The sequence below is a fragment of the Methylobacterium sp. J-026 genome (assembly GCF_022829585.1).
In the GTDB taxonomy this organism is placed as follows: domain Bacteria; phylum Pseudomonadota; class Alphaproteobacteria; order Rhizobiales; family Beijerinckiaceae; genus Methylobacterium.
Genome location: NZ_JAKSYC010000125.1, coordinates 40,795 through 60,656, shown reverse-complemented (window position 1 = coordinate 60,656; position 19,862 = coordinate 40,795). Strand labels below are relative to the sequence as shown.

The 19,862-nt window shown below is 71.6% G+C and carries 21 protein-coding genes and 1 pseudogene; 10 read left to right on the top strand and 12 right to left on the bottom strand.

Translation table 11 applies throughout. The annotated features are described in order from the left end of the window. A pseudogene (locus MKK69_RS12605) lies at positions 1-291 on the top strand (cupin); the annotation flags it as partial. Between the two features lie 16 nt (positions 292-307). Here MKK69_RS12605 and nudC read toward each other — a convergent pair. From nudC to MKK69_RS12580, 5 genes are all read right to left on the bottom strand, one after another. Continuing rightward, on the bottom strand, positions 308-1,210 hold the full coding sequence (gene nudC / locus MKK69_RS12600; RefSeq protein ID WP_243968217.1) for an NAD(+) diphosphatase: 903 nt from the start codon (positions 1,208-1,210) through the stop codon (positions 308-310). Positions 1,211-1,218: 8 nt separating this feature from the next. Then, complete coding sequence (locus MKK69_RS12595; RefSeq protein ID WP_243968216.1) at positions 1,219-1,638, bottom strand: HIT domain-containing protein; 420 nt, start codon at positions 1,636-1,638, stop codon at positions 1,219-1,221. Between the two features lie 101 nt (positions 1,639-1,739). Next, the gene (locus MKK69_RS12590) at positions 1,740-2,345 is read right to left on the bottom strand and encodes a hypothetical protein (protein ID WP_243968215.1); all 606 of its coding nucleotides are present in this window, start codon (positions 2,343-2,345) and stop codon (positions 1,740-1,742) included. Between the two features lie 86 nt (positions 2,346-2,431). Next, the gene (locus MKK69_RS12585; protein WP_243968214.1) at positions 2,432-3,295 is read right to left on the bottom strand and encodes a universal stress protein; all 864 of its coding nucleotides are present in this window, start codon (positions 3,293-3,295) and stop codon (positions 2,432-2,434) included. Between the two features lie 123 nt (positions 3,296-3,418). After that, positions 3,419-4,567: an acyltransferase family protein gene (locus MKK69_RS12580; protein WP_243968212.1), complete on the bottom strand. Its 1,149-nt coding sequence runs from the start codon at positions 4,565-4,567 to the stop codon at positions 3,419-3,421. Between the two features lie 262 nt (positions 4,568-4,829). Here MKK69_RS12580 and MKK69_RS12575 point away from each other — a divergent pair, with 262 nt between their 5' ends. Then, a complete protein-coding gene (locus MKK69_RS12575) occupies positions 4,830-5,534 on the top strand; it encodes a DUF4142 domain-containing protein (RefSeq protein ID WP_243968211.1) in 705 nt (234 codons plus the stop codon). Between the two features lie 482 nt (positions 5,535-6,016). Here MKK69_RS12575 and MKK69_RS12570 read toward each other — a convergent pair whose 3' ends face one another. The 3 genes from MKK69_RS12570 to MKK69_RS12560 all read right to left on the bottom strand — a co-directional run bounded on the left by MKK69_RS12570 (position 6,017) and on the right by MKK69_RS12560 (position 8,059). After that, complete coding sequence (locus MKK69_RS12570; RefSeq protein ID WP_243968209.1) at positions 6,017-6,682, bottom strand: carbonic anhydrase; 666 nt, start codon at positions 6,680-6,682, stop codon at positions 6,017-6,019. A 43-nt stretch (positions 6,683-6,725) separates the two neighbouring features. Then, positions 6,726-7,241, bottom strand: a complete 516-nt coding sequence (locus MKK69_RS12565; protein ID WP_243968208.1) for an NUDIX hydrolase — start codon at positions 7,239-7,241, stop codon at positions 6,726-6,728. Between the two features lie 62 nt (positions 7,242-7,303). After that, positions 7,304-8,059: a DUF429 domain-containing protein gene (locus tag MKK69_RS12560; RefSeq protein ID WP_243968207.1), complete on the bottom strand. Its 756-nt coding sequence runs from the start codon at positions 8,057-8,059 to the stop codon at positions 7,304-7,306. 107 nt (positions 8,060-8,166) lie between these two features. Between MKK69_RS12560 and MKK69_RS12555 the strand changes: the two genes are divergently transcribed. The 3 genes from MKK69_RS12555 to MKK69_RS12545 all read left to right on the top strand — a co-directional run bounded on the left by MKK69_RS12555 (position 8,167) and on the right by MKK69_RS12545 (position 12,263). Further along, positions 8,167-9,048 carry an HpcH/HpaI aldolase/citrate lyase family protein gene (locus MKK69_RS12555; protein ID WP_243968206.1) on the top strand — a complete coding sequence of 294 codons (882 nt, stop codon included), beginning with the start codon at positions 8,167-8,169 and terminating at the stop codon, positions 9,046-9,048. Then, positions 9,045-9,530 carry a dUTP diphosphatase gene (dut, locus tag MKK69_RS12550; protein WP_243968205.1) on the top strand — a complete coding sequence of 162 codons (486 nt, stop codon included), beginning with the start codon at positions 9,045-9,047 and terminating at the stop codon, positions 9,528-9,530. The genes MKK69_RS12555 and dut overlap by 4 nt, the downstream gene beginning before the upstream one ends. A 582-nt stretch (positions 9,531-10,112) precedes the next feature. Then, on the top strand, positions 10,113-12,263 hold the full coding sequence (locus MKK69_RS12545; protein ID WP_243968204.1) for a TonB-dependent receptor: 2,151 nt from the start codon (positions 10,113-10,115) through the stop codon (positions 12,261-12,263). A gap of 167 nt (positions 12,264-12,430) precedes the next feature. Here MKK69_RS12545 and MKK69_RS12540 read toward each other — a convergent pair whose 3' ends face one another. Then, positions 12,431-13,306, bottom strand: a complete 876-nt coding sequence (locus tag MKK69_RS12540) for an ATP-binding protein (protein WP_243968203.1) — start codon at positions 13,304-13,306, stop codon at positions 12,431-12,433. Between the two features lie 157 nt (positions 13,307-13,463). On the opposite strand from MKK69_RS12540, the gene MKK69_RS12535 reads away from it, so the two are divergent. The 5 genes from MKK69_RS12535 to MKK69_RS12515 all read left to right on the top strand — a co-directional run bounded on the left by MKK69_RS12535 (position 13,464) and on the right by MKK69_RS12515 (position 17,205). Next, on the top strand, positions 13,464-13,907 hold the full coding sequence (locus MKK69_RS12535) for an OsmC family protein (RefSeq protein ID WP_243968202.1): 444 nt from the start codon (positions 13,464-13,466) through the stop codon (positions 13,905-13,907). 78 nt (positions 13,908-13,985) lie between these two features. After that, entirely contained in the window at positions 13,986-14,351 is a 366-nt protein-coding gene (locus tag MKK69_RS12530; RefSeq protein WP_243968201.1) for a YybH family protein, read from the top strand. Positions 14,352-14,435: 84 nt separating this feature from the next. Continuing rightward, positions 14,436-15,797 (top strand): serine--tRNA ligase, encoded by a 1,362-nt coding sequence (gene serS / locus MKK69_RS12525; protein ID WP_243968200.1) that lies wholly within the window; start codon positions 14,436-14,438, stop codon positions 15,795-15,797. Then, entirely contained in the window at positions 15,797-16,561 is a 765-nt protein-coding gene (surE, locus tag MKK69_RS12520; RefSeq protein ID WP_243968199.1) for a 5'/3'-nucleotidase SurE, read from the top strand. Before serS ends, surE begins: the two co-directional genes overlap by 1 nt. Beyond that, positions 16,558-17,205, top strand: a complete 648-nt coding sequence (locus tag MKK69_RS12515; RefSeq protein WP_243968198.1) for a protein-L-isoaspartate O-methyltransferase family protein — start codon at positions 16,558-16,560, stop codon at positions 17,203-17,205. The genes surE and MKK69_RS12515 overlap by 4 nt, the downstream gene beginning before the upstream one ends. Before the next feature lie 311 nt (positions 17,206-17,516). Here the strand turns inward: MKK69_RS12515 and MKK69_RS12510 are convergent, their stop codons facing one another. From MKK69_RS12510 to secF, 3 genes are read right to left on the bottom strand one after another with little or no spacing between them, the layout of a single operon-like run. Beyond that, complete coding sequence (locus tag MKK69_RS12510; RefSeq protein ID WP_243968197.1) at positions 17,517-18,395, bottom strand: phytoene/squalene synthase family protein; 879 nt, start codon at positions 18,393-18,395, stop codon at positions 17,517-17,519. Further along, positions 18,395-18,793, bottom strand: a complete 399-nt coding sequence (locus tag MKK69_RS12505) for an Mth938-like domain-containing protein (RefSeq protein ID WP_243968196.1) — start codon at positions 18,791-18,793, stop codon at positions 18,395-18,397. Before MKK69_RS12505 ends, MKK69_RS12510 begins: the two co-directional genes overlap by 1 nt. Before the next feature lie 12 nt (positions 18,794-18,805). Beyond that, positions 18,806-19,747 (bottom strand): protein translocase subunit SecF, encoded by a 942-nt coding sequence (secF, locus tag MKK69_RS12500; RefSeq protein ID WP_243968195.1) that lies wholly within the window; start codon positions 19,745-19,747, stop codon positions 18,806-18,808. Positions 19,748-19,862: the final 115 nt, after the last annotated feature.

Here is a 19,862-nt window from a genome sequence, read left to right as displayed (position 1 = left end):
GGTCTGACGTTCGCGGCCCACACGGTGATCGCTCCCCGCACGGAGGGGAGGCCCGAGACGCTGACGATCCTGTCGGGGTCGCTCTACCCCGCGCACGGGCGCACCCTGTACCGGACGACGGGCGCGGCGCTGACGTCGGGTGGCTTCCTCTACCGGCCGGAGGAAATTCCCCATTCCCTCTGGCCCACCTGCCACCCGGTGGAGCTGCCGGTCAACGGCTCCGGCCCGTTCGGGCTGAACTACATCGACCCCGCCGACGATCCGAGCCGGAGCAGCGGCGGTCCGGGCTGACCCGGCCGCGGAACGATCAGGTCTCGCCGGCCACGAAGGCCCGCATCAGGTAGTGGGCGATCGCCATGGGCGGCGGGGCCTGGATCCCCTCGGGATGGCTCCCCGCCAGCATCGCGGCGACGGCGGCGCGGTCGAACCATCGCGCATCCTCCAGCTCCTTCGGATCGGTCACGATGGCCTCGTCGAGGGCCTCCGCGGCGCAGCCCAGCATCAGCGAGGACGGGAACGGCCAGGGCTGCGAGGTCCGGTAGGTGACGGCGCCGACGCGGATGTGCGTCTCCTCGAACACCTCGCGGCGCACCGCGTCCTCGATCGTCTCGCCGGGCTCCAGGAAGCCCGCGAGGCAGGAATACATCTGCGGTCGGAAGTGCGGGCCGCGGCCGAGCAGGCAGGCATCGCCCCGGCGCACCAGCATGATCACCACGGGATCGACCCGGGGGAAGTGGTGCGCGGCACAGGTGGGGCATTCCCGACGGAAGCCACCGGCCCGCACCACGGTCGCGGTGCCGCAATTGGCGCAGAAGCCGTGGCGGGCGTGCCAGTCGAGCATCGACTTGGCCACCGCCAGGAGGCCCAGCTCCTCCGCCTCCACGGCCGATTCCGTGGCGATGCTGCGCAGGTCGAGGGTCCGGACCTCGTCGCCCGCGAAGCGCTCCGCGACCTCGGCCGGAGCGGCGGCCGCGAAGACCGGCCGCCCGTCCCGATGGCCGAGGAAGACCCGCGGGCCGTCGGCAAGGTCGGCGGCGTCGCCGGGGGCGATCAGCGCGGTGGCGCCACGCAGGACGATCCTGTCGCCGCACAGGAGGACGAGGTGGGCATCGGGCGCATCGAAGGCGGGCACGGCCTCCTCGGGCTGCTCGGCCGAATGGCGGTCGAGGCGGTTCCGGACGAAGCCCAGGGTGTCGCGGGGATCGGTCATGCGAGGGATCAGGCTGCGGAGAACAGGGCGCCGGCGCGCTCGATGAGCTGGGCACGGGCGTGGAGCGGGTAGGGCGTGCGGGTCCCGACGCCCCAGACCGGACCGGGCCAGGCCGGATCCGAGCGGAAGCGGCCGACCACGTGGACATGGAGCTGGGCCACGACGTTGCCGAGGGCGGCGACGTTGACCTTGTCGGGCTTGGCCAGCCCCTGCATCACCCCGGTGGCGAGGCGGATCTCGTGCCACAGCGCCTCCGAGTCCGGACCGGACAGGTCGGTGATCTCGGTCACGTCGGCGCGGCGCGGCACCAGGATCAGCCAGGGGAACCGGGCATCGTCCATCAGCAGCACGCGGCACAGGGCGAGGTCGCCCATCTCGACGGTGTCGGCGGCCAGTCGCGGATCGAGGGTGAAGGCGGAATCGGTCATGATCGACCGATGTAGCGCAGCTTCGCGCCGGGCGCGCGGTCCGGCGGCGGGAACGGTGACGCATCCGCCCAGCCCATCCGCCGGGGCGGCCGGTCGGCCCGTCAGAGGCCCGGCACGGCGCCCTGCCGGCCCACCGCGATCGTCCCCGCATCGAGGGCCCCGTCCGGATCCGACCGGGCGAAGACCGTGACGGCCGCGCCCGGCTCGAGCAGGGCCTTCTCGCCGGGGGAGAATTGGGTCACCGGCGTGTCCCCGGGGATCTCGAAGGCCGACTGGCCACCGCCATAGGCGAGCGCCAGCCGCAGGGTCGCGCCGCGCCGCAGATCGGCCACCCAGCCGGCCGTCAGCGTCGCGCCGGGGGCGGTGTCCCAGGGCTGGCTCCCCGCCTCGAAGCCGCGTTCGGAGGGCGAATACAGCGTCACCGCCGTGACCCGCCGGGGCTCCGATCCCGCGGCACCGACCACGCTGACGTAGCTCTCGGGCTTGATCGCCCGCAGGTCGGTCTGGTTCACCGCGTAGACGCGGGTCCGCGGATCCATCCGCAGGGTGAGGGCGCTCCCGGTGGAACGGCGGATCTCAAGGCGGTCGGCCTCCGCCCGGAGGACCGTGCCGCGGAACCGCATGCCGATCGGCTCCGCCCGGACGGCGGGGGCGCTGGCGGTCATGACCAGGAGGGCGGTGAGGAGGCGTTTCACGGGGCTCGTCACGGGGATCCTTCTTGATGGTTCGGTCCGGATGCGGGGGCCGAACGCCAAGCCAAACACCGACGTTCCCCGCAGATGCCACCGGACGCTCAGTGCGCCATCAGCACCGGCATGTCGGCATGCGCCAGCACGTGGCTGGTGACGCCGCCGAAGATCATCTGGCGCAGGCGGCTCTGGGTGTAGGCGCCCTTGATCAGCAGGTCGCAACCGAAGGCCTGGGCCTCGGCCAGGAACGTCTCGCCGGGGGCGCGCCGGCCTGCCGGCAGGGCGCGGTGCGCGGCGTCCACGCCCTCGCAGGCGAGGGCCTGGGCGAGGTCCTGGGCGGTGGGCCCGGGCACCATGCCGCCTTCGACGCTGAGGACCAGCACGCGCTCGGCCTTGCGCAGGAACGGCATCGCGAAGGCCAAGGCCCGGGCGGTCTCGGTGGAGCCGTTCCAGGCGACCAGGATCGCCGTGCCGAGGCTCGCGGGCGGGGCCGGCGGGGCGAGGAGGATCGGGCGGCCGCTCTCGAACAGGGCGGTCTCGAAGGTGGTCATCCGGGGCGCGTTGTCGGTGGTGCCGGGGCGGCCGACCACCGTCGCCGAGAACAGCCGCGCATACTGGCCCAGGAAGGCGTCGCCGGTCGGCACGTCCTGCCGCCACCGGTAGCGCGGTCCGGCATCCGGCACCCGTTCCGGTATGCACAACCCGTCGCGGGCATGACGGGGAATCCCGGCCGCATCCATGAAGGCGACGAAGCGCCCGCCCGCCTCCTCGGCCTCGGCCCGGTCGGCCTCCTCGTCGCGCAGCCAGGTCATACCGCCGACCATGTCGACCGGCACGTACTCGGCCAGGGCCGGGCGCAGGGACACGCCCTCGATCAGGCTGCCGAAGCGCGTCGCCGCGAGCCGCGTCGTCTCGAACACGGAGGGCAGGGCGTCGTGCATCGCGACGGGAACGAGCAGGGTCTTCATGGCAATGTCCTCCTCGGGGGCGAGGCTAGCGCATCGGCCCGGATACCGGAACCGGCACGATGCGTAGCTTTCTGAGCCGCATCGTCTTTTCCGAAAGCCGGGGGCCGCCGTTCGGGACGATGCCTAATCCCGGCGTCCCCCGCGGGGAACCGGGACCGGCGCGGCGCGCACACGGTTTCGCGCGTCGCCGGGATCGAGCCAGCCCCGGAGACGGCGGGTCAGCGGCCTCTCGATGAACCGGTGGACCAGGATGGCGGCCGCGACGCCCGCCGCGAGCATCAGGAGCATGGCGCCGAACGGGTGCAGGGCGGGCGCGACGCCGAGCCGGAGCAGACCCTCGCGCACGAGGCGCAGCGCGAAGGGATGCACGAGGTAGAGGGCGTAGGACGCGTCCCCGAGATGCACGAGGGCACGCATCGGGCCCGGCAGCCGCGCCACCTGCGCGGCGTCGCGCTCAGGCCCGAGGGCGGCCGCCACGAGCAGGGCCGCCGGCACCCCGACGAGGAGCGGGCGCAGGACGCCGTCGGCCTCGCCGAGGCCGGCGAGCAGGCGGGCCGCCAGGATCAGGCCGAGGAGTCCGAGCACCGCCAGGGCGATTCGGGCCGACGGCGCTGGCCGGACACCCGCCCGATAGGCGAGGGCGAGGCCGGCGCCGGCGGCGAATTCGAGCACGATCGGGTTCGCCCAGAACCGCAGGGGCAGGGGCAGGTCCGGCAGGACGGCCCCGGCGGCCACGAGGAGCGCCAGGACGGCGACGAGCCACGCCACGGCGCCCCGCCGGCCGAGGCCGAGGCCGGCGGCGAAAAGAACGTAGAAGAAGGCCTCGTAGTTCAGGGTCCAGCCCAGCCCGTAGAGCGGCTGGACGATGCCGTCAGGCCGGGCGGCCGGCCAGAACAGGAAGCCGGCCAGGAGCGCGGCGGGCTCGCGGACCAGGGCGGCGGCCTCGCCGAGGAGATCGGGTCGCGCCAGGGCGAGGGCGAGGTAGAGGAGGCTCACCAGCCAGTAGAGCGGCACGACCCGGGCGATCCGGTGGGCGAGGAAGCGGCCCCGGGCCCCGGGCACCCGGAACAGGCGCCCGCTCGCCAGGACGATGACGCAGCCGGAAATGACGAAGAACAGGTCAACGCCGCCCCACCAGGGCAGGAGCGTGCCGGGATCGAGGGCTCGGCCGGCGCCGCGCTCGGCCAGCAATCCCGCCTCGTGCCGGGCATGGTGCCAGACCACCATCAGGGCGGCGAGGGCGCGCAGGATTTGGATCGGGACGAGGATCATCGGGCGCTCGGCTGCAGGTCGAACTGCGAGCGGTGTCGCGCCGCCGGCGAGCCGCGACCGGGCCACGGCGTCGTCCCACCCCCCGGGGTCGCGCGGCACAAGATTCTCATCCGGGGCGACGGTCCGAAGCGAAAACGACAGGAACCATAGGCCGATGGCCCCGTTGACGCACCAATTCGCGAACGTTCGGCGAGAGGTTTCTCGATCTCCGCATGTGGCATCCCATGCCAGTTCGCGCGTCCATTCCGAAACGAGGTTCCTGATGCTGAAGAATTACGCTGCCGCCTCCGCGCTGGTCCTGGCCCTGTCGAGCCCGGCTCTGGCGCAGAGCGCCAATGACTTCCGCGTGCAGTCGATGCAGGCGAACGCCTACGAGGTTCAGTCCTCGCAGATCGCCCTGTCGAAGTCGCGCAACCCGCGGGTCCGGTCCTACGCCCAGGAGGTGATCCGCGATCACCGCGCTGCCAATGTGGCGCTCGCCGGTGGTCAGTCCGGCGCCATGGCGGCCGGCGATCCGGGCCTCGGCGGCCTGATCACGGCCCCGATCGCGGTGGCGGGCAGCGCCGTCGGCGCGGGCGTGGGCGCGGCAACCGGCGTGGTCGGCGGTACCCTCTCCGGCGGTCCGGTCGGCGGCCTCCAGGGCGCGGGTGCCGGTGCGGCGAACGGGGCTGCGGCGGGCGGTCAGCTCGGCCGCGGCGAGATGATGGCGACCGGCGCCTCCACGATCGTGCCGCCGAATCCCGAGCAGCAGGCGATGCTGTCCGAGCTGTCGGCGACCCCGGCCGGCCCGCGCTTCGACCGGCTGTACGCGACGCAGCAGATCCAGGCTCATCAGATGACCATCGCGATGACCCAGGCCTACGCCCAGGGCGGCCCGAACCCGGCCCTGCGCAACTACGCCCAGCAGGCCCTGCCGGCGCTGCAGATGCACTACGACCAGGCCCAGCGCCTGCCGGGCGCGATGTAAGTCATAGCGCTTCAACGTGGGACCGGCTCCGGCCGGTCCCCAGGCACGGGCGGCCGGCGCGAGCGGGCCGCCCTTTTTCGTGCGGCCGGTCCACGGCGAGGCCGGCTTCGAGAGAGGCCTCTCGACACCGCATCTTGGGCGGGTCCCCCCTCCCGTGTGGGAGAGGGGGCCTGTCGCGCTGCGTCATGGGCCGCGTGCCTTAAACCTGTGTCGCCCGTAGCCCGTGAGGGGAAGCGTTAGCGGCGGGGGTCGTGCAGGATGGAGCGCTGCGGTGCCTTCTCAACCACCCCCACCCCTGCCCCCTCCCCGCAAGGGGGAGGGGAAAAGCGCTCTTTTTCCAGGGTGGTGGTGTCAGACTGAGCCGTGTGGATCCGGTAGCTTGCTTGCGGGGAGAGGAGATACCCGCACCCGCGCGGGAACCGAAGCGAGGACCGCCGGGCAAGAGCCAAGACCTCGATCCGTGATTCCGCGCGCGGCGCGTCTCAATCGCACGCGATGGCGGCGACCGATCGGACCGGAAGGCCGGTCCGGTCGATCGGCGAGACGAACTGCCCCGTCTGCGCGTCGCGCACGAGCAGGGATCCGCTGGCCACGCCGAAATGCGCCCCGTGCAGTTCGAGGCGACCATCGTCGACCCGCTCCTTCACGAACGGGAAGGTCATCAGGTTCTCGAGCCCCTGCGCGACGACGGCGTATTCCAGGCGGGTGAGATAGTCGGGCATCCCGGGATCGCCGGCCTTCGCCTCGGCCTGCCCCACGAGGGAGACCCACTTGCCGATGAAATCGCCGGGGGAGAGCGGCTTGGCCCTGTTGGCATAGGCCTTCACGCCGCCGCAGGTGGCGTGGCCGAGCACGACGATGTGCTTCACCTCCAGGGCCTGGACGGCGAATTCGAGTGCCGCCGAGGTGCCGTGGTAATGCTCGTCCGGCATGTAAGGCGGCACGAGGTTGGCGACGTTGCGGATCGTGAACAGCTCGCCCGGCCCGGCATCGAAGATCGCGCTGGGGGAGACCCGGCTGTCGCAGCAGCTGATGACCAGGATCTCCGGCTTCTGCGAATCGGCCAGCTGCGCGAAGCGGCGGCGCTCGGAGGGAAACCGCTCCTGCAGGAACGACCGGTAGCCCTCTGTCAGGTATATGGGAAACATCGCATCACCTCCGGTTGAACCATTCGCCTCGGCGCGGCCGAGTTCAGGGTTGTCGCCATGCCAGAACGCGGGGCGCGGCGGGCATAATCCCGCGGGCGAGATCGGCCGCCAGATCGGCGAGGCCCGCCGGCTCGACCCGTTCGCCGCTCGCCCGCAGCTCCGCGATCGGCCACCAGCGGGTGCCGAGCACCGGGTTGTCCTCGGTCTCGGCCAGCCGGCCGGTATCGACCCGATCGTCGGGCAGGCGGACGAGGAAATAGCGTTCGCGGGCGTCCCGGGGCTGGCGGAACAGGTGGAACGGGCCGTCGCAGGCGGCGACCTGCGGGCCGATCGCGGCGTCGCCGCGGCCGATCTCCTCCTCCAGCTCCCGGCGGCAGGCGGTGACGTGGTCCTCGCCGGGCTCCAGGCCACCGCCGGGCATGAACCAGAACCGGAGCGGCGCGCCGTCCGGTCCCTTGGCGTGGACCGAAGCGTAGGCGATCAGCAGGATCCGGTCCTCCGGATCGAGGACGATCGCCCGGGCCACGTGGCGAATCGGAAGGGACGGGGATGCGCTCATGGGGAGACAGCTAGCGCGCCAGGGCGCGGATGGACACTCGCGTCGCGCGCGAAAGGCCGGCCCTACGGCGTCTCGGGCCCATCGCGCCGCTCGGCCGGCGCCCAGATCACCACCGGCAGGCCATACGCGTCGCGCTCCGGCGCCTCCGGGAGCGGCACGGCGCGGCCCGTGAGGATGTCGCGGGCCACGACCAGGGCCGCCAGGGCGTCGAGGTGATCGTCCTCCGGGACGCCCCGGGTCCGGAGGCCGATCAGGGCGCCGGGCAGGCCCGCGGCGGCGAGGAGCTTCCGCCGCAGGTCGAGCCCGTCCCGGGCGCGGGGCCCCTTCTTGGGCAGGCCGAGCGGCCGACCGCCGTTGAGGGCGTGGAAGGCCACCTCCGGGTGGACCTCGTGGACGCGGTCGCGCAGCTCCGGCCGGGCCCGCAGGAGCCCGTCGACCGCGCGGACGTAGCGGAAGATGTTGTAGCCCTGGATCGAGGGCGCGAAGGGCGGATCGCTCGAGGCCCGCGCGGCGGCCTTGGCGGCCTCGTAATCGGGCGCGTAGACGGCCGCCCGGGACGGCATCGGGAAGACCGAGGCGCGCCCCGGTCCCAGACGGGCGCGCGCGGCCCGATCGGCGGAGCGGCCGCCGCCGAGGATCCGGTCGGGGAGGCCGATCGGGACGTCGATCCCGATCACGAGGGGGCGTTCCGGCCCATCGAGGAGGGCGGCCACGTCCGGGAACAGGGCGCAGCGGTGCCGGGCGGGGTCGTCGAGATCGATCAGCGCCCCCGCCCAGGCCCCCCGGCAGCCGTCCAGCCCCGCCACCCACCGCGCCATCGCGATCCTCTCCCCGTGGAACCCCGCCCGCGCTGCGTCCTTGTCCGGGTCGGCGCGGACGGCTATCCGCAGCGCGTGCGCGTCGCCGCCGATCCGGGAATAGCGTGATGAGCGAGATCCGTCCCCGCCGCAGCGTCCTGGCGATGCCCGGCTCCAACGCCCGGGCGCTGGAAAAGGCGCGGACGCTCCCCGCCGACGTGATCCTGATCGACCTGGAGGACGGGACCGCACCGGACGTCAAGGCGGCGGCCCGCGTGCAGGTCGCCGCCGCTTTGGCCGCCCGGGGCTTCGGACGGCGCGAGGTCGTGGTCCGGATCAACCCGCCCGAGACCGACGACGGCGAGGCCGATCTCGTGGCCCTCGCGTCGGCCGCCCCGGACGCGATCCTGGTGCCGAAGGTGCGCAGTTCGGACACGCTGATCGCCGTGGGCTCGCGCCTGCGCCGGCTCGGGGCGCCGCAGGCGACCCGGGTCTGGGCGATGATCGAGACGCCGATGGCGGTGGTGAACGCCGCCGAGATCGCCGGCGCGGCCCGGGACGTCGACGGGCGGCTCGCGGCCCTGGTGATCGGCCCGAACGATCTGCTGAAGGCGGCCCGGATCCCGCCGCCGGGGCGTGCGGCCCTCGTCCCCTGGCTGATGACCGTGCTCGCCGCCGCCCGGGCCTACGAGATCGAGGCGATCGACGGCGTCTTCACCGACCTCCACGATGCGGCCGGCTTCGAAACCGAGTGTGCCCAGGGGCGGGACCTCGGCTTCGACGGCAAGATGCTGATCCATCCGAATCAGATCGGCCCGGCCAACACCGCCTTCGGGCCGGGTGCCGACGCGATCGCGCAGGCGCGCCGCCTGATGGATGTCTTCGAAGCGCCGGAGAACCGCACCCGCGGTGTCGTCGCGGTGGATGGCAGGATGATCGAGCGCCTCCATGTCGAGGCGGCCCGGCGGACACTGGCCCTCGCTGACGCGATCGCGCGGCTCGGCGTGTGAGCGACCTGCCCCACGTCAACCTGCCCGAAATCGGCCTGCGCCTCCTCGACCCGCGGCTGCCGGGCTGGGGCTTTCCATGCTGGGGATCCGCCGCCGCGGCGGGTCTCGACCTGCATGCCTGCCTGGACGCGCCCCTGGTCCTGGAGCCCCGGAGCCGGCCGGTGCTGATCCCGGCGGGGTTCTGCGTGCTGATCCGCGATCCGGCCTGGTGCGGGCTGGTGTTTCCGCGCTCCGGGCGCGGCCACCGCGAGGGGCTGGTCCTGGGCAACGGCACCGGCGTCATCGACGCGGATTACGAGGGGCCGCTCCTGATCTCCGCCTGGAACCGGGACCCGGCGGACCCGGTCCGGATCGAGCCGGGCGAGCGGATCGCCCAGCTCGTGTTCACGCGGATCGCCCGGCCGGTCCTCACCGTGCTGGCGGGCGACCCCGGCCCCGGCTCGGGGCGCGGATCGGACGGGTTCGGATCGAGCGGGCGCTGATCCGCCGGCTGGGCTCGGGCGATCCATCGCCCGACCGGATCCGGCCCTCCCCGGTGCGCCGAGGCCGCTTCGTGTCGTCCCCGCCACCGCCAAGCGGCATCCGATGCGTCGGGCCGGCCCATCCGCCGGCCTCCGGGGTTGGGACCATGATCCCCCATCTCACAATGCGTCGCCCCGAGGGGCAGCTGCCGGCCTTCGAGACATCCCGAGGCGTCACCACGATCGAGCGTCTGATCCCGCTTGCTGCTTTTTCGGATCGATGCGCCAAGACAATTCGACGATTGGTATCGCTGCGATCTCGTTGTTTTTTACATTATTAATCAGTTTTAAAATTCGATTTTGATCAAACTCTTGTTTTATATCTCCCCGTCTTTCAATTTTTGATTGAATAAAATCTAGGTTTTTTATCTTGCCGGACCGGATATGGGCTGATACCGGCCGATAAGATCACGGTCACAGCATCAAAAAAATCCTTGATCGAAATTTTGCATTGAAATGCGAGACGACATGCAGCGCGAAATTGCGCCGAAATCCATAAACGACTTCGCAAGGAAGCGAGACAAACGGTTTTTGCGGTGCGCCATGCTGTTGACGGGCGTCGCGGCCATCGCGCCCGCGGCCCGGGCCGAGACCGCGCCCGGCGACGAGGCCGGCGCCTCGGTCCGGCTCGATACGCTGTCCGTGGAGGCGCGCGGCCCCGCAAGGGCGGGCGATCTGCCGCCCGCCTTTGCCGGCGGCCAGGTGGCCCGCGGCGGCCGGCTCGGCCTGTTTGGCAACCGGGACTACATGGAGACGCCGTTCGGCACGGCGAGCTACACCGAGACGACCATCCGCGACACGCAGGCGATCAGCGTCGGCGACCTCCTGACCCGCACCGACCCCTCGGTCCGCGCCGCGATCGGCAGCGGCAACCGCTACGACGCGCTGAACATCCGCGGCTTTCGGGTCGACAACCGGGAGTTCGCCCTGAACGGGCTGTACGGCCTCGTGCCGGACTACCGGATCGACCCAGCCCCCCTCGAGCGCGTCGAGGTGCTCAAGGGTCCGGCGGCGTTCCTGTTCGGCACGCCGATCTTAGGCAGCGTCGCCGGCACGGTGAACGTCGTCACCAAGCGCGCGGGCGACGCGCCGCTGACGCGGGCGGGCGTCGACTACGTGTCGACCACCCGCGGCGGGGGCGGGTTCGACGTGGCGCGGCGCTACGGCGAGGGACATGAGATCGGCATCCGCATCAACGGCGCGGGGATCGGCGGCGAGACGCCGATCGACCATACCGGACAGCGCAACGGCGTCGGCTCGCTGGCCCTCGACTATACCGGCGACCGGCTCCGGCTCTACGCCGACGTCATCTATCAGCACGATGCCTATGACAGCCAGACCCGGGGCGGTAACCCGGTGCCGGGCCTGCGCATCCCCAGGGCGCCCGACCCGCGCCGGAACATGTCCCAGCGCTTCGACTTCTCCCGGGCCGACAGCCTCACCGGGCTCGGGCGGGCGGAATTCGACCTGACCTCGGACATCACGCTGTTCGCGGCCCTCGGCGCCAACCGCTTCAGCTACGCCAAGCGGGAGAATCCCGCCTTCACGCTCCTGGATGCCCGCGGCACCACCACGGTCAACTCGGTCTTCCAGACCGGCGATACCGCGACGCTGTCGGGGGAGGCGGGGGCCCGGGCGCGGTTCGACACGGGCTGGATCCGGCACGAGGCCGTGTTCACCACGACGCGCCTCGACCAGGATCTGACGCTCGGCCAGATCACCTATCCGGACTACGCGTCGAACCTCTACGCGCCGGTCCGCCTGGCTTGGCCGGGGCAACCGAAGCCAAACGGCACCTATCCCCGCGGCCGAGCGAGCTACGACCGGATGACGAGCTACGCCGTGGCCGACACGATGTCGGTCGCCGACGGCCTCGTCGAGTTCATGATCGGGGCGCGGCGGCAGGAGATCGAGCTCGGCAATTACGCGCCGACCACGGGCCTCCTGAGCACCGCCTACGACAAGACCGCGACGACCCCGGCCTTCGGCCTCGTGGTGCGGCCGACCGAGGCGCTCGCGCTCTACGCCAACGCCGTTCAGGGCCTGACGGCTCTGCGGGCGCCCGGCAGCGCGATCAACAGCACCCAGACCTTCGCGCCGGCCCGGTCGCGGCAATACGAGATCGGCGCGAAGCTCGACTTCAAGACCTTCGGGGCGACCCTCGCCGCCTTCCAGATCACCCAGCCGGCCGGCAGCATCGACGCCCTGACCAACACCTTCGGGGTCGGCGGCAGCCAGCGCAACCGCGGTTTCGAGGCGACGGTCTTCGGCGAGATCGCCGCGGACCTGCGCGTCATCGCCGGCGCGACCCTGCTCGATGCCCGCTGGCGCCGGACCCGGGGCGGCCTCTACGACGGCAACCCCGCCACCGGCGCACCGCGCTTCCAGGCGACCACCGGGCTCGAATGGGACACGCCGTTCCTGCGCGGTCTCACGGCCCTCGCCACGGTGGTCTACACCGGCCAGTCCTACGTCGGCACGACCCTGACCGCCGCCGCCTTCTCGAAGATCCCCGATTGGACGACGGTGGATCTCGGCCTGCGCTACGCGACCCTGATGCAGGACAAGCCGGTCACGCTGCGCGCGACCGTGACGAACGTCGCCGACAACCACTTCTGGATCGGCAACCCGAACGGCGCTTTCATCCTCGGGGCGCCGCGGACGGTGTGGTTGTCGGCCGCGGTCGATTTCTGAGACGCGGCGGTGGAGCGCGATCCGGATCAAGCGCGCATCGGACGCGTCCTTCCCATCCACGCCGCCATCCCGAGGCACCGGAGCGCGGCGGAGACCTCGAAGGAGGGTGAGCTTGGAACAGGACGTGGGTGAGCGTTGGATTTCGCGCGTCGAGCCGGCTGGCCGTCTCAATCCATCACTTTGCCCAGCCGCCCCGCCAGATCCTGGATGAACTGGAAGGCGGTGCGGCCCGAGCGGGAGCCCCGGGTGGTCGCCCATTCCAGCGCCTCGGCGCGCAGCCGCTCCGGCGGCAGGTCGAGGCCGTAGCGGTCGGCATAGGCGCGGATCATCGCCAGATACTCGTCCTGGCTGCATTTGTGGAAACCGAGCCAGAGGCCGAACCGGTCCGAGAGCGAGACCTTCTCCTCCACCGCCTCGCCGGGGTTGATCGCGGTCGAGCGCTCGTTCTCGACCATGTCGCGGGCGAGCAGGTGGCGGCGGTTGGACGTGGCGTAGAACAGGACGTTGGCCGGCCGGCCCTCGATGCCGCCGTCGAGCGCGGTCTTGAGCGACTTGTAGGAGGTGTCGTCGCCGTCGAAGGAGAGGTCGTCGCAGTAGACGAGCCAGCGATGCGGGTCCGGCCGGAGCAGGGCCATCAGGTCCGGCAGGGCCTCGATGTCCTCGCGGTGGATCTCCACGAGCTTCATCGGCCGGCTGCCCGCGGGGCGGCGGGCGTTGATCTCGGCATGCGCCGCCTTGACCAGGGAGGACTTGCCCATGCCGCGGGCGCCCCACAGCAGGGCGTTGTTGGCCGGAAGGCCCCGGGCGAAGCGCTCGGTGTTCTCCACCAGGGTGTCGCGCGCCCGGTCGATGCCGGTGAGCAGCCCCATCTCCACCCGGGCCACCTGGGGCACCGGGGTGAGCCGGCGCTCCGGGCCCCACAGGAAGGCGTCGGCCGCGTCGGGGTCGAAGGCCGGCGGGGCAGGGGGGGCGGCCCGCTCCAGCGCGGCGGCGATGCGCTCCAGGAGCGGCATCAGGGTGTCGAGGGTCGCGGGGCTCGTCATCGGATCGGGGGGTTCGCTGCCGGTTCTGTCGCGCGACCGTACTACGGCGTTCGGCTGCGGAAATCACCCGGCCGACGATGGCTTCGACCCGGTGCCGAACGCGGCCCCGGATCGGGCGTTGGATCCTGCGCGAGGGCGGGAGCCCGGGAGGGCACCGATGGACGCGGGACCGACGATTCGGATCACCCAGGTCGGGGCATACGTCTTCACCGTCGATTTCGGCGCCGCCCTGCCCGACCTGCTCACCGACGAGGCGGCTCCGATCGGCGGCGGGACCGGGCCCGTCCCCGAGCAGCTGCTGATCTCAGGCGTGGCGAACTGCCTCTGCGCCAGCTTGGTCTTCGCCCTGGGCAAGTTCCGGCAGGATGCGCGGGGCGTCGCCGCCGAGGCGGAATGCCGGGTGGCGCGTAACGCCGAGGGCCGTCTCCGCCTCGCCGGGATCGACGTGCGCATCCGGCTCGGTGCTGCGATCGCGGAGATGCCGCGGATCGACCGGGTCCTGGAGCAGTTCGAGCGGTTCTGCACCGTCTCGGAGAGCGTGAAGGCCGGGATCCCGGTGGCTGTCTCGGTGACGGATCGCGACGGCACGCGCCTGAAATGACCCGCCCCGCGGAAAGAACGGCCACCCGGCGCATTCCCGCAGCACGAACCGGTCGCGGCGACCGGACGAGGAGACGCCATGTCGGATGAGACGCGAGAGCCAGCCCGCGCGCCGGAGGCGCTGGCCGGATTGTTCAACCGCCGGGCCAATGCGGGCGATGTCGAGGGTCTCGTCGCCCTCTACGAGCCCGCCGCGGTGCTGGCCGCCGGCCGGGTCGTGGCCACCGGCCATGCCGAGATCCGGCGCTTCTACGCGGACCTCCTGGCGCGGAAATCCGACTTCGCGTTGCCGGAGACGCTGCCGCCCCTGCGCAACGGTCCCCTCGCCATGACCTTCGCGCTGCTGCCCAACGGGGCGCTGTCGGTGGAGCTCGCCCGGGAGCAGGCGGACGGCACCTGGCTCTGGGCGATCGACCAGCTCAAGATCGCGCCCCCGAAGGCCTGACGCCCTCGCGCTTGTCCCACCGGACGCGATGCGGCAAAGCGGGGCCCGCGCGCCGACGCCGCGCCGACGACCCGAGCCGAGTCCATGCACGACATCCGCGCCATCCGGGACAACCCGGACGCCTTCGACCGCGACCTCGCCCGCCGGGGCCTCGCGCCGCTCTCGGCCGCGCTGATCGCCCTCGACGAGGCGCGGAAGTCGGCGGTCTCGGCCGCGCAGGCCAACCAGGAGCGGCGCAACGCGCTGGCCAAGGAGATCGGCGGCGCCAAGAAGGCGAAGGACGAGGACCGCGCCGCCGCCCTGATGGCGGAGGTCGCCGCGCTGAAAAGCGCCGAGCCGGAACTGAAGGCGGCGCAGGACGGGGCGGACGCGGCGCTGGCCGAAAAACTCGCCGCGATCCCGAACCGGCCCAAGGCCGATGTGCCGGATGGGACCGACGAGCACGGCAACGTCCTCTACCGCAGCCACGCCTCGACCCGCGCGCGGCTGACCGAGGGCCGCGAGCATTTCGAGCTCGGCGAGGCCGCCGGGCTGATGGATTTCGAGGCGGCAGCCAAGCTCTCGGGCTCGCGCTTCGTGGTGCTCAAGGGCCAGCTCGCCCGGCTGGAGCGGGCGCTCGGTCAGTTCATGCTCGACCTGCACACGCAGGAGCACGGGTATTTGGAAGTCGCGCCGCCGGTGCTGGTGCGCGACGCCGCCATGTTCGGCACGGCACAGCTGCCGAAGTTTGAAGACGATCAGTTCTCCGTTTTCAAAGGTCTCGACGCTGCGAAACAGGACGGGCGGGCAGCGGAGCGGGACCAGACTGAGGCGGAAGCCGGGCGGGGCAGCGCCGAAAAGTTCTGGCTCATCCCCACCGCCGAGGTCCCGCTGACGAACCTCGTCCGCGAGTCGATTCTTTCCGCGGACGAACTCCCCCTGCGCTTCACCGCGCTCACCCCCTGCTTCCGGGCCGAGGCCGGGGCGGCGGGGCGGGATACCCGCGGCATGCTGCGCCAGCACCAGTTCAACAAGGTCGAGCTGGTCTCGATCACGTCGCCGGAGGACTCCGCCAACGAGCACGAGCGGATGCTCACCTGCGCGGAGGCGGTCCTGAAAAAGCTGGATCTGCCCTATCGGGTGATGACCCTCTGCACCGGCGACATGGGCTTCGCGAGCCAGAAAACCTACGACATCGAGGTCTGGGTGCCGGGCCAGCGCACGCATCGGGAGATCTCGTCGTGCTCGGTCTGCGGCGAGTTCCAGGCCCGGCGGATGAACGCCCGCTACCGGGGCAAGGACGGCAAGCCCGCCTATGTCCACACCCTCAACGGCTCGGGGGTCGCGGTCGGCCGCGCGCTCATCGCCGTGATGGAGAACTACCAGAACCCGGACGGGAGCATCACGATCCCGTCGGTGCTCCAGCCCTACATGGGCGGGCTCAACCGGATCGAAGGGGCCCGCTGATGCGCATCCTGGTCACGAACGACGACGGCATCCACGCGCCGGGGCTCGCCACCCTGGAGGAGATCGCCCGGGAGCTGTCCGACGACGTCTGGGTGGTGGCGCCGGAGAGCGACCAGTCCGGCGTGTCGCACTCGCTCTCCCTCAACGACCCGCTGCGTCTGCGGCCGGTCTCGGAGCAGCGCTTCGCCGTCAAGGGCACGCCCTCCGACTGCGTGATCCTGGGCGTGCGCCACATCCTGGCCGAGCACGGGCCGGACCTCGTCCTGTCGGGGGTCAATCGCGGCCAGAACGTCGCCGAGGACGTGACCTATTCGGGCACCATCGCGGCCGCCATGGAGGGGACGATCCTGGGCATCCGCTCCATCGCGATGAGCCAGGCCTACGGGGCGGGCGGGCGCGGCGCCCTCAAATGGGACTGCGCCCGGACGCACGGGCCGAAGGTGGTGCGCAAGATCCTTGAGACCGGGATCGAGCCCGGCATCCTGGTCAACGTCAATTTCCCCGATTGCGAGCCCGACGCCGTGCAGGGCGTCGCGGTGGCGGCGCAGGGGTTCCGCAATCAGGCGCTGCTGTCGATCGACGCCCGGGTCGACGGGCGCGGCAACCCGTATTTCTGGCTGGCTTTCGCCAAGGCCCGGTTCGAGCCGGGCCACGGCTCGGATCTCAAGGCCATCGCCGAGAAACGCATCTCGGTGACGCCCCTGCGTCTCGATCTCACCGACGAGCCGACGCTGACGCGCTTCGCCCAGGCCTTCGACGCGTGATCAACCTCGGCAGCCTGGAGGCGGCTGCCGGGAACGCGGCCTTCGTGATGGCGCTCCGGGGCCGGGGCCTGCGGGACACCGCGGTGCTCCGGGCGATGGAGCAGGTGCCGCGGGAGGCCTTCGCGCCGCCCCGGCATCGGGATCACGCGCGGCGGGACATCGGCCTGCCGCTGCCCTGCGGCGCGTCCATGACGGCGCCTTCGACGGTGGCGGTGATGCTGGCGCTGCTGCGGCTCGAGGCTGGCCAGCGTGTCCTGGAGATCGGCACCGGCTCGGGCTACGTCACGGCGCTGCTCGCCCGGCTCGGGGCCGGCGCGGTTCTGAGTTTGGAGCGCTACGCCACCCTCGCCGCCGACGCCGCGGCGCGGCTCGCCGCCCTGTCGGAGGTGCATGTCGTTTGGGCCGACGGTCTCGCCCCGGAGCTGCCGGACGGGGGTTTCGACCGCATCCTGGTCCAGGGCAGCGTCGACGCGATCCCGCCGCACTGGCGCGCCGCCCTGGAACCGGGCGGACGACTGGTGACGGGCCTCACCCAGGGCGGCCGATGTCGGATCGCGACCCTGGCGACCCCCGAGGCTGAACCGGAACTCGGCCCGCCGACGCGTTTAGGGGCGCTGGTGCCGGGGCTGGCGCGGGTGCTGTAAGGCCGCCTGCTTCGTGCCGTCATTGGGCACGGCGACGCGACACAGGGAAACGCCGACGTTCTGAAATCGCGCGTTGCCGTGGCTTGCCTCGCTATGCTCGAAGGGACGGTGTGGGCCTTACCATCGGAGACGACCAAGAAATCCGGATCTCCAAATCCCCCCCTCATCCCGAGATGCCGAAGCGTGGCTTCAGCGTCGAAGGCCCCCCGGGGTATCGCGGCGATTCCTGGAGGGCTCCTCCGACGCCCGGCGGCGATGTTCGACCGCTGGGCATCTCAGGTTGGGGCGGGAAGTGGGACCTCCGAAGGCGCTCACCCGATCCGCCGGGACGCCCGCCACAGTCGCCACAGCCGCCGCCAGCGCGGGAGGTCGATGAGCGTGTTGAGCGGGTCGTAGGAGGCCCGCTCCATGGCGGCGAGGTAGGGTTCGACCAGGGCCACCGGCAGGAATGCCGTGCCGGCGAGCGGCGCGATGGCCGGGCGGGCGGCCTCGAACGCTGTGAGATGGGTCCGGGCGAGGTCGCGCAGCTCGGCGCAGGCTCGGCGCAGGCCCGGGCCGCCACGGCCGCTGGTGATGTCCTCGCGGGTGACACCGTAGCGGCCGAGGATGTCGGCGGGCAGGTAGACCTGGCCCGAACGGGCGTGCCAGGGCAGGGCGCGCAGCAGCCCGGTGATCCCGTAGGCGACGCCGGCATGCCCGGCCGCACCGGCGCCGCCCGGCTCGGCGCCGGTGCCGATCACGAGGCTCGCCAGCCGGAACAGGGCCGAGGTGGTCTCGCCGCAATAGCCCTCCAGGTCGTTCACCCGGGGCATCGGGTCCTCGTAGAGGTCGAACACCCGCGCGTCGATCAGGTCCACGAAGGGCTGGCGGCCGAGGCGGTTCACGCGGATCGCCTCTTCGAGGGCCGCCGCCACCGGGTTGGCGCGGACGTCGCCCCGGGCCTCACCCTGGAGGGCGTCGCGCCACCATTGCAGGCGGATCTCGCCGGCCATCGGGTTCGAGGCGGCCTCGCGCACCCGGGCGACGGTCAGGCTGAAGGCGTAGAGCGCGAAGAGGTGCGGGCGGGCGGCGGCCGGGGCGAACAGGGTCGCGTAGTAACGGTCGGGGTCGCCCTCCCGGACAAGCTGCTCGCAATGGGACTGCGCGAAGGCCAAGCCGCTCTCCGCGGGCTTGTCGCCGACCTCCGGCATCAATCGACCACGATCAGGGCGGCCGCGACCTTGCGGTTCTCGGCCACCAGAATGTTGTAGGTGCGGGCGGCGGCGCCGGTCTGCATCACGTCGAGGCCGACGCCGAAATCCTTGAGCCAGCCGCGTAGGCTCGGGTCGATCGCCGCGATGTCGAGACCGGTGCCAACCAGCAGCAGCTCGATTCGGGCGGCCTCAGCCTGGACCGGGCGCAGGGCCGTCCGGTCGATCGCCCGGGGTGCGGTCACGTCCCAGGCGCGCACCCCCGAGGGCAGGAGCAGGATCGAGCCCCGATGCGACATCCCGGCGAAGCGGAAGCCGCCGTCGCCGTAGGTGTCGATGATGTGGCGCCCGGGCACGAAGCCGGATTCGAAGCCGTTCGAGGTCTCCTGCTCGGCCATGTCCGAAACACGCTACTCCGCCGGTTGGGGGACGCCGGCGCGCTCGGCGGCCGCGCGGGCGCCGGAGAGCATCAGGCCCAGATAGATCAGCACCGGCGTCGAGATGAAGATCGCCGAGTAGGTGCAGATCAGGACGCCGCAGAGCATCACGGTGGCAAAACCCTTGATCGCCTCGCCGCCGAACAGGACCAGCGCCAGCAGCGACAGGCCGGAGGAGATCGAGGTCATCACCGTGCGCGACATGGTCGAGTTGATCGACAGGTTGAGGAGGTCGACCGTGGGAATGGTCTTGTACCGGCGCATCAACTCGCGGGTCCGGTCGAACACCACCACGGTCTCGTTGAGCGAGTAGCCGACGATGGTCAGGATCGCGGCGATCGAGGTCATGTTGAACTCGATCCGGGTGATGATGAACACACCCACGGTGAGCACGATGTCGTGGAGCGTGCCCACGATGGCGCCGAGCGCCAGTTCCCGCTCGAACCGGAACCAGAGGTAGAGCAGCACCGCCACGACCGAGAGCACGACGCCGAGCGTGCCGGACTGGACCAGTTCGCCGGAGACGCGCGGGCCGACGGTCTCGGTGCGGCGGAAATCGTAATCCTGATCGAAGGCGGCGTGGGCCTTGTTCATCACCGCGGTCTGGCCCTGCTCGCCGGGCTGGAGCGGCAGGCGGACCAGCACGGTGCCCTGGTTGCCGAGTTCCTGCACCTCCGGCTCACCGTAGCCGAAGCCGACGGCCGTGTGCCGGATCGCCGCGACATCCGCGGTGCCGGACTTGGCCTGCAGCTCCACCAGGGTGCCGCCCTTGAAGTCGATGCCGAAGTTCAGCCCGACGGTCAGGAACAGCACCACGGTGGCGAGCGAGAGCACCGCCGAGAGCGGGAAGGTGAAGCGCCGGAATCGCATGAAGTCGAAATGCGATTCATCGGGCCAGAGGCGGAGCAGGCGCATCGTTTCGGACCTAACGTTTGGGGAGTCTCAGCGCCGACCCGCTCATCCCATCCTCACCCTCATCTTGAGGTGCCGGAGCGCAGCGGAGGCCTCGAAGGAGGCTTCCAGAGCTCAC

Bases quoted from the DNA above. Each gene is read 5' to 3' on its own strand.
- MKK69_RS12535 (WP_243968202.1), top strand. From the start codon at position 13,464: ATGGACGCGGGACCGACGATTCGGATCACCCAGGTCGGGGCATACGTC.
- secF (WP_243968195.1), bottom strand. From the start codon at position 19,747: ATGCGCCTGCTCCGCCTCTGGCCCGATGAATCGCATTTCGACTTCATG.
- MKK69_RS12575 (WP_243968211.1), top strand. From the start codon at position 4,830: ATGCTGAAGAATTACGCTGCCGCCTCCGCGCTGGTCCTGGCCCTGTCG.
- MKK69_RS12505 (WP_243968196.1), bottom strand. From the start codon at position 18,793: ATGGCCGAGCAGGAGACCTCGAACGGCTTCGAATCCGGCTTCGTGCCC.
- MKK69_RS12540 (WP_243968203.1), bottom strand. From the start codon at position 13,306: ATGACGAGCCCCGCGACCCTCGACACCCTGATGCCGCTCCTGGAGCGC.
- MKK69_RS12530 (WP_243968201.1), top strand. From the start codon at position 13,986: ATGTCGGATGAGACGCGAGAGCCAGCCCGCGCGCCGGAGGCGCTGGCC.
- MKK69_RS12560 (WP_243968207.1), bottom strand. From the start codon at position 8,059: ATGGCGCGGTGGGTGGCGGGGCTGGACGGCTGCCGGGGGGCCTGGGCG.
- MKK69_RS12565 (WP_243968208.1), bottom strand. From the start codon at position 7,241: ATGAGCGCATCCCCGTCCCTTCCGATTCGCCACGTGGCCCGGGCGATC.
- serS (WP_243968200.1), top strand. From the start codon at position 14,436: ATGCACGACATCCGCGCCATCCGGGACAACCCGGACGCCTTCGACCGC.
- nudC (WP_243968217.1), bottom strand. From the start codon at position 1,210: ATGACCGATCCCCGCGACACCCTGGGCTTCGTCCGGAACCGCCTCGAC.
- MKK69_RS12595 (WP_243968216.1), bottom strand. From the start codon at position 1,638: ATGACCGATTCCGCCTTCACCCTCGATCCGCGACTGGCCGCCGACACC.
- MKK69_RS12510 (WP_243968197.1), bottom strand. From the start codon at position 18,395: ATGCCGGAGGTCGGCGACAAGCCCGCGGAGAGCGGCTTGGCCTTCGCG.
- surE (WP_243968199.1), top strand. From the start codon at position 15,797: ATGCGCATCCTGGTCACGAACGACGACGGCATCCACGCGCCGGGGCTC.
- MKK69_RS12555 (WP_243968206.1), top strand. From the start codon at position 8,167: ATGAGCGAGATCCGTCCCCGCCGCAGCGTCCTGGCGATGCCCGGCTCC.
- MKK69_RS12545 (WP_243968204.1), top strand. From the start codon at position 10,113: ATGCTGTTGACGGGCGTCGCGGCCATCGCGCCCGCGGCCCGGGCCGAG.
- MKK69_RS12580 (WP_243968212.1), bottom strand. From the start codon at position 4,567: ATGATCCTCGTCCCGATCCAAATCCTGCGCGCCCTCGCCGCCCTGATG.
- MKK69_RS12570 (WP_243968209.1), bottom strand. From the start codon at position 6,682: ATGTTTCCCATATACCTGACAGAGGGCTACCGGTCGTTCCTGCAGGAG.
- MKK69_RS12585 (WP_243968214.1), bottom strand. From the start codon at position 3,295: ATGAAGACCCTGCTCGTTCCCGTCGCGATGCACGACGCCCTGCCCTCC.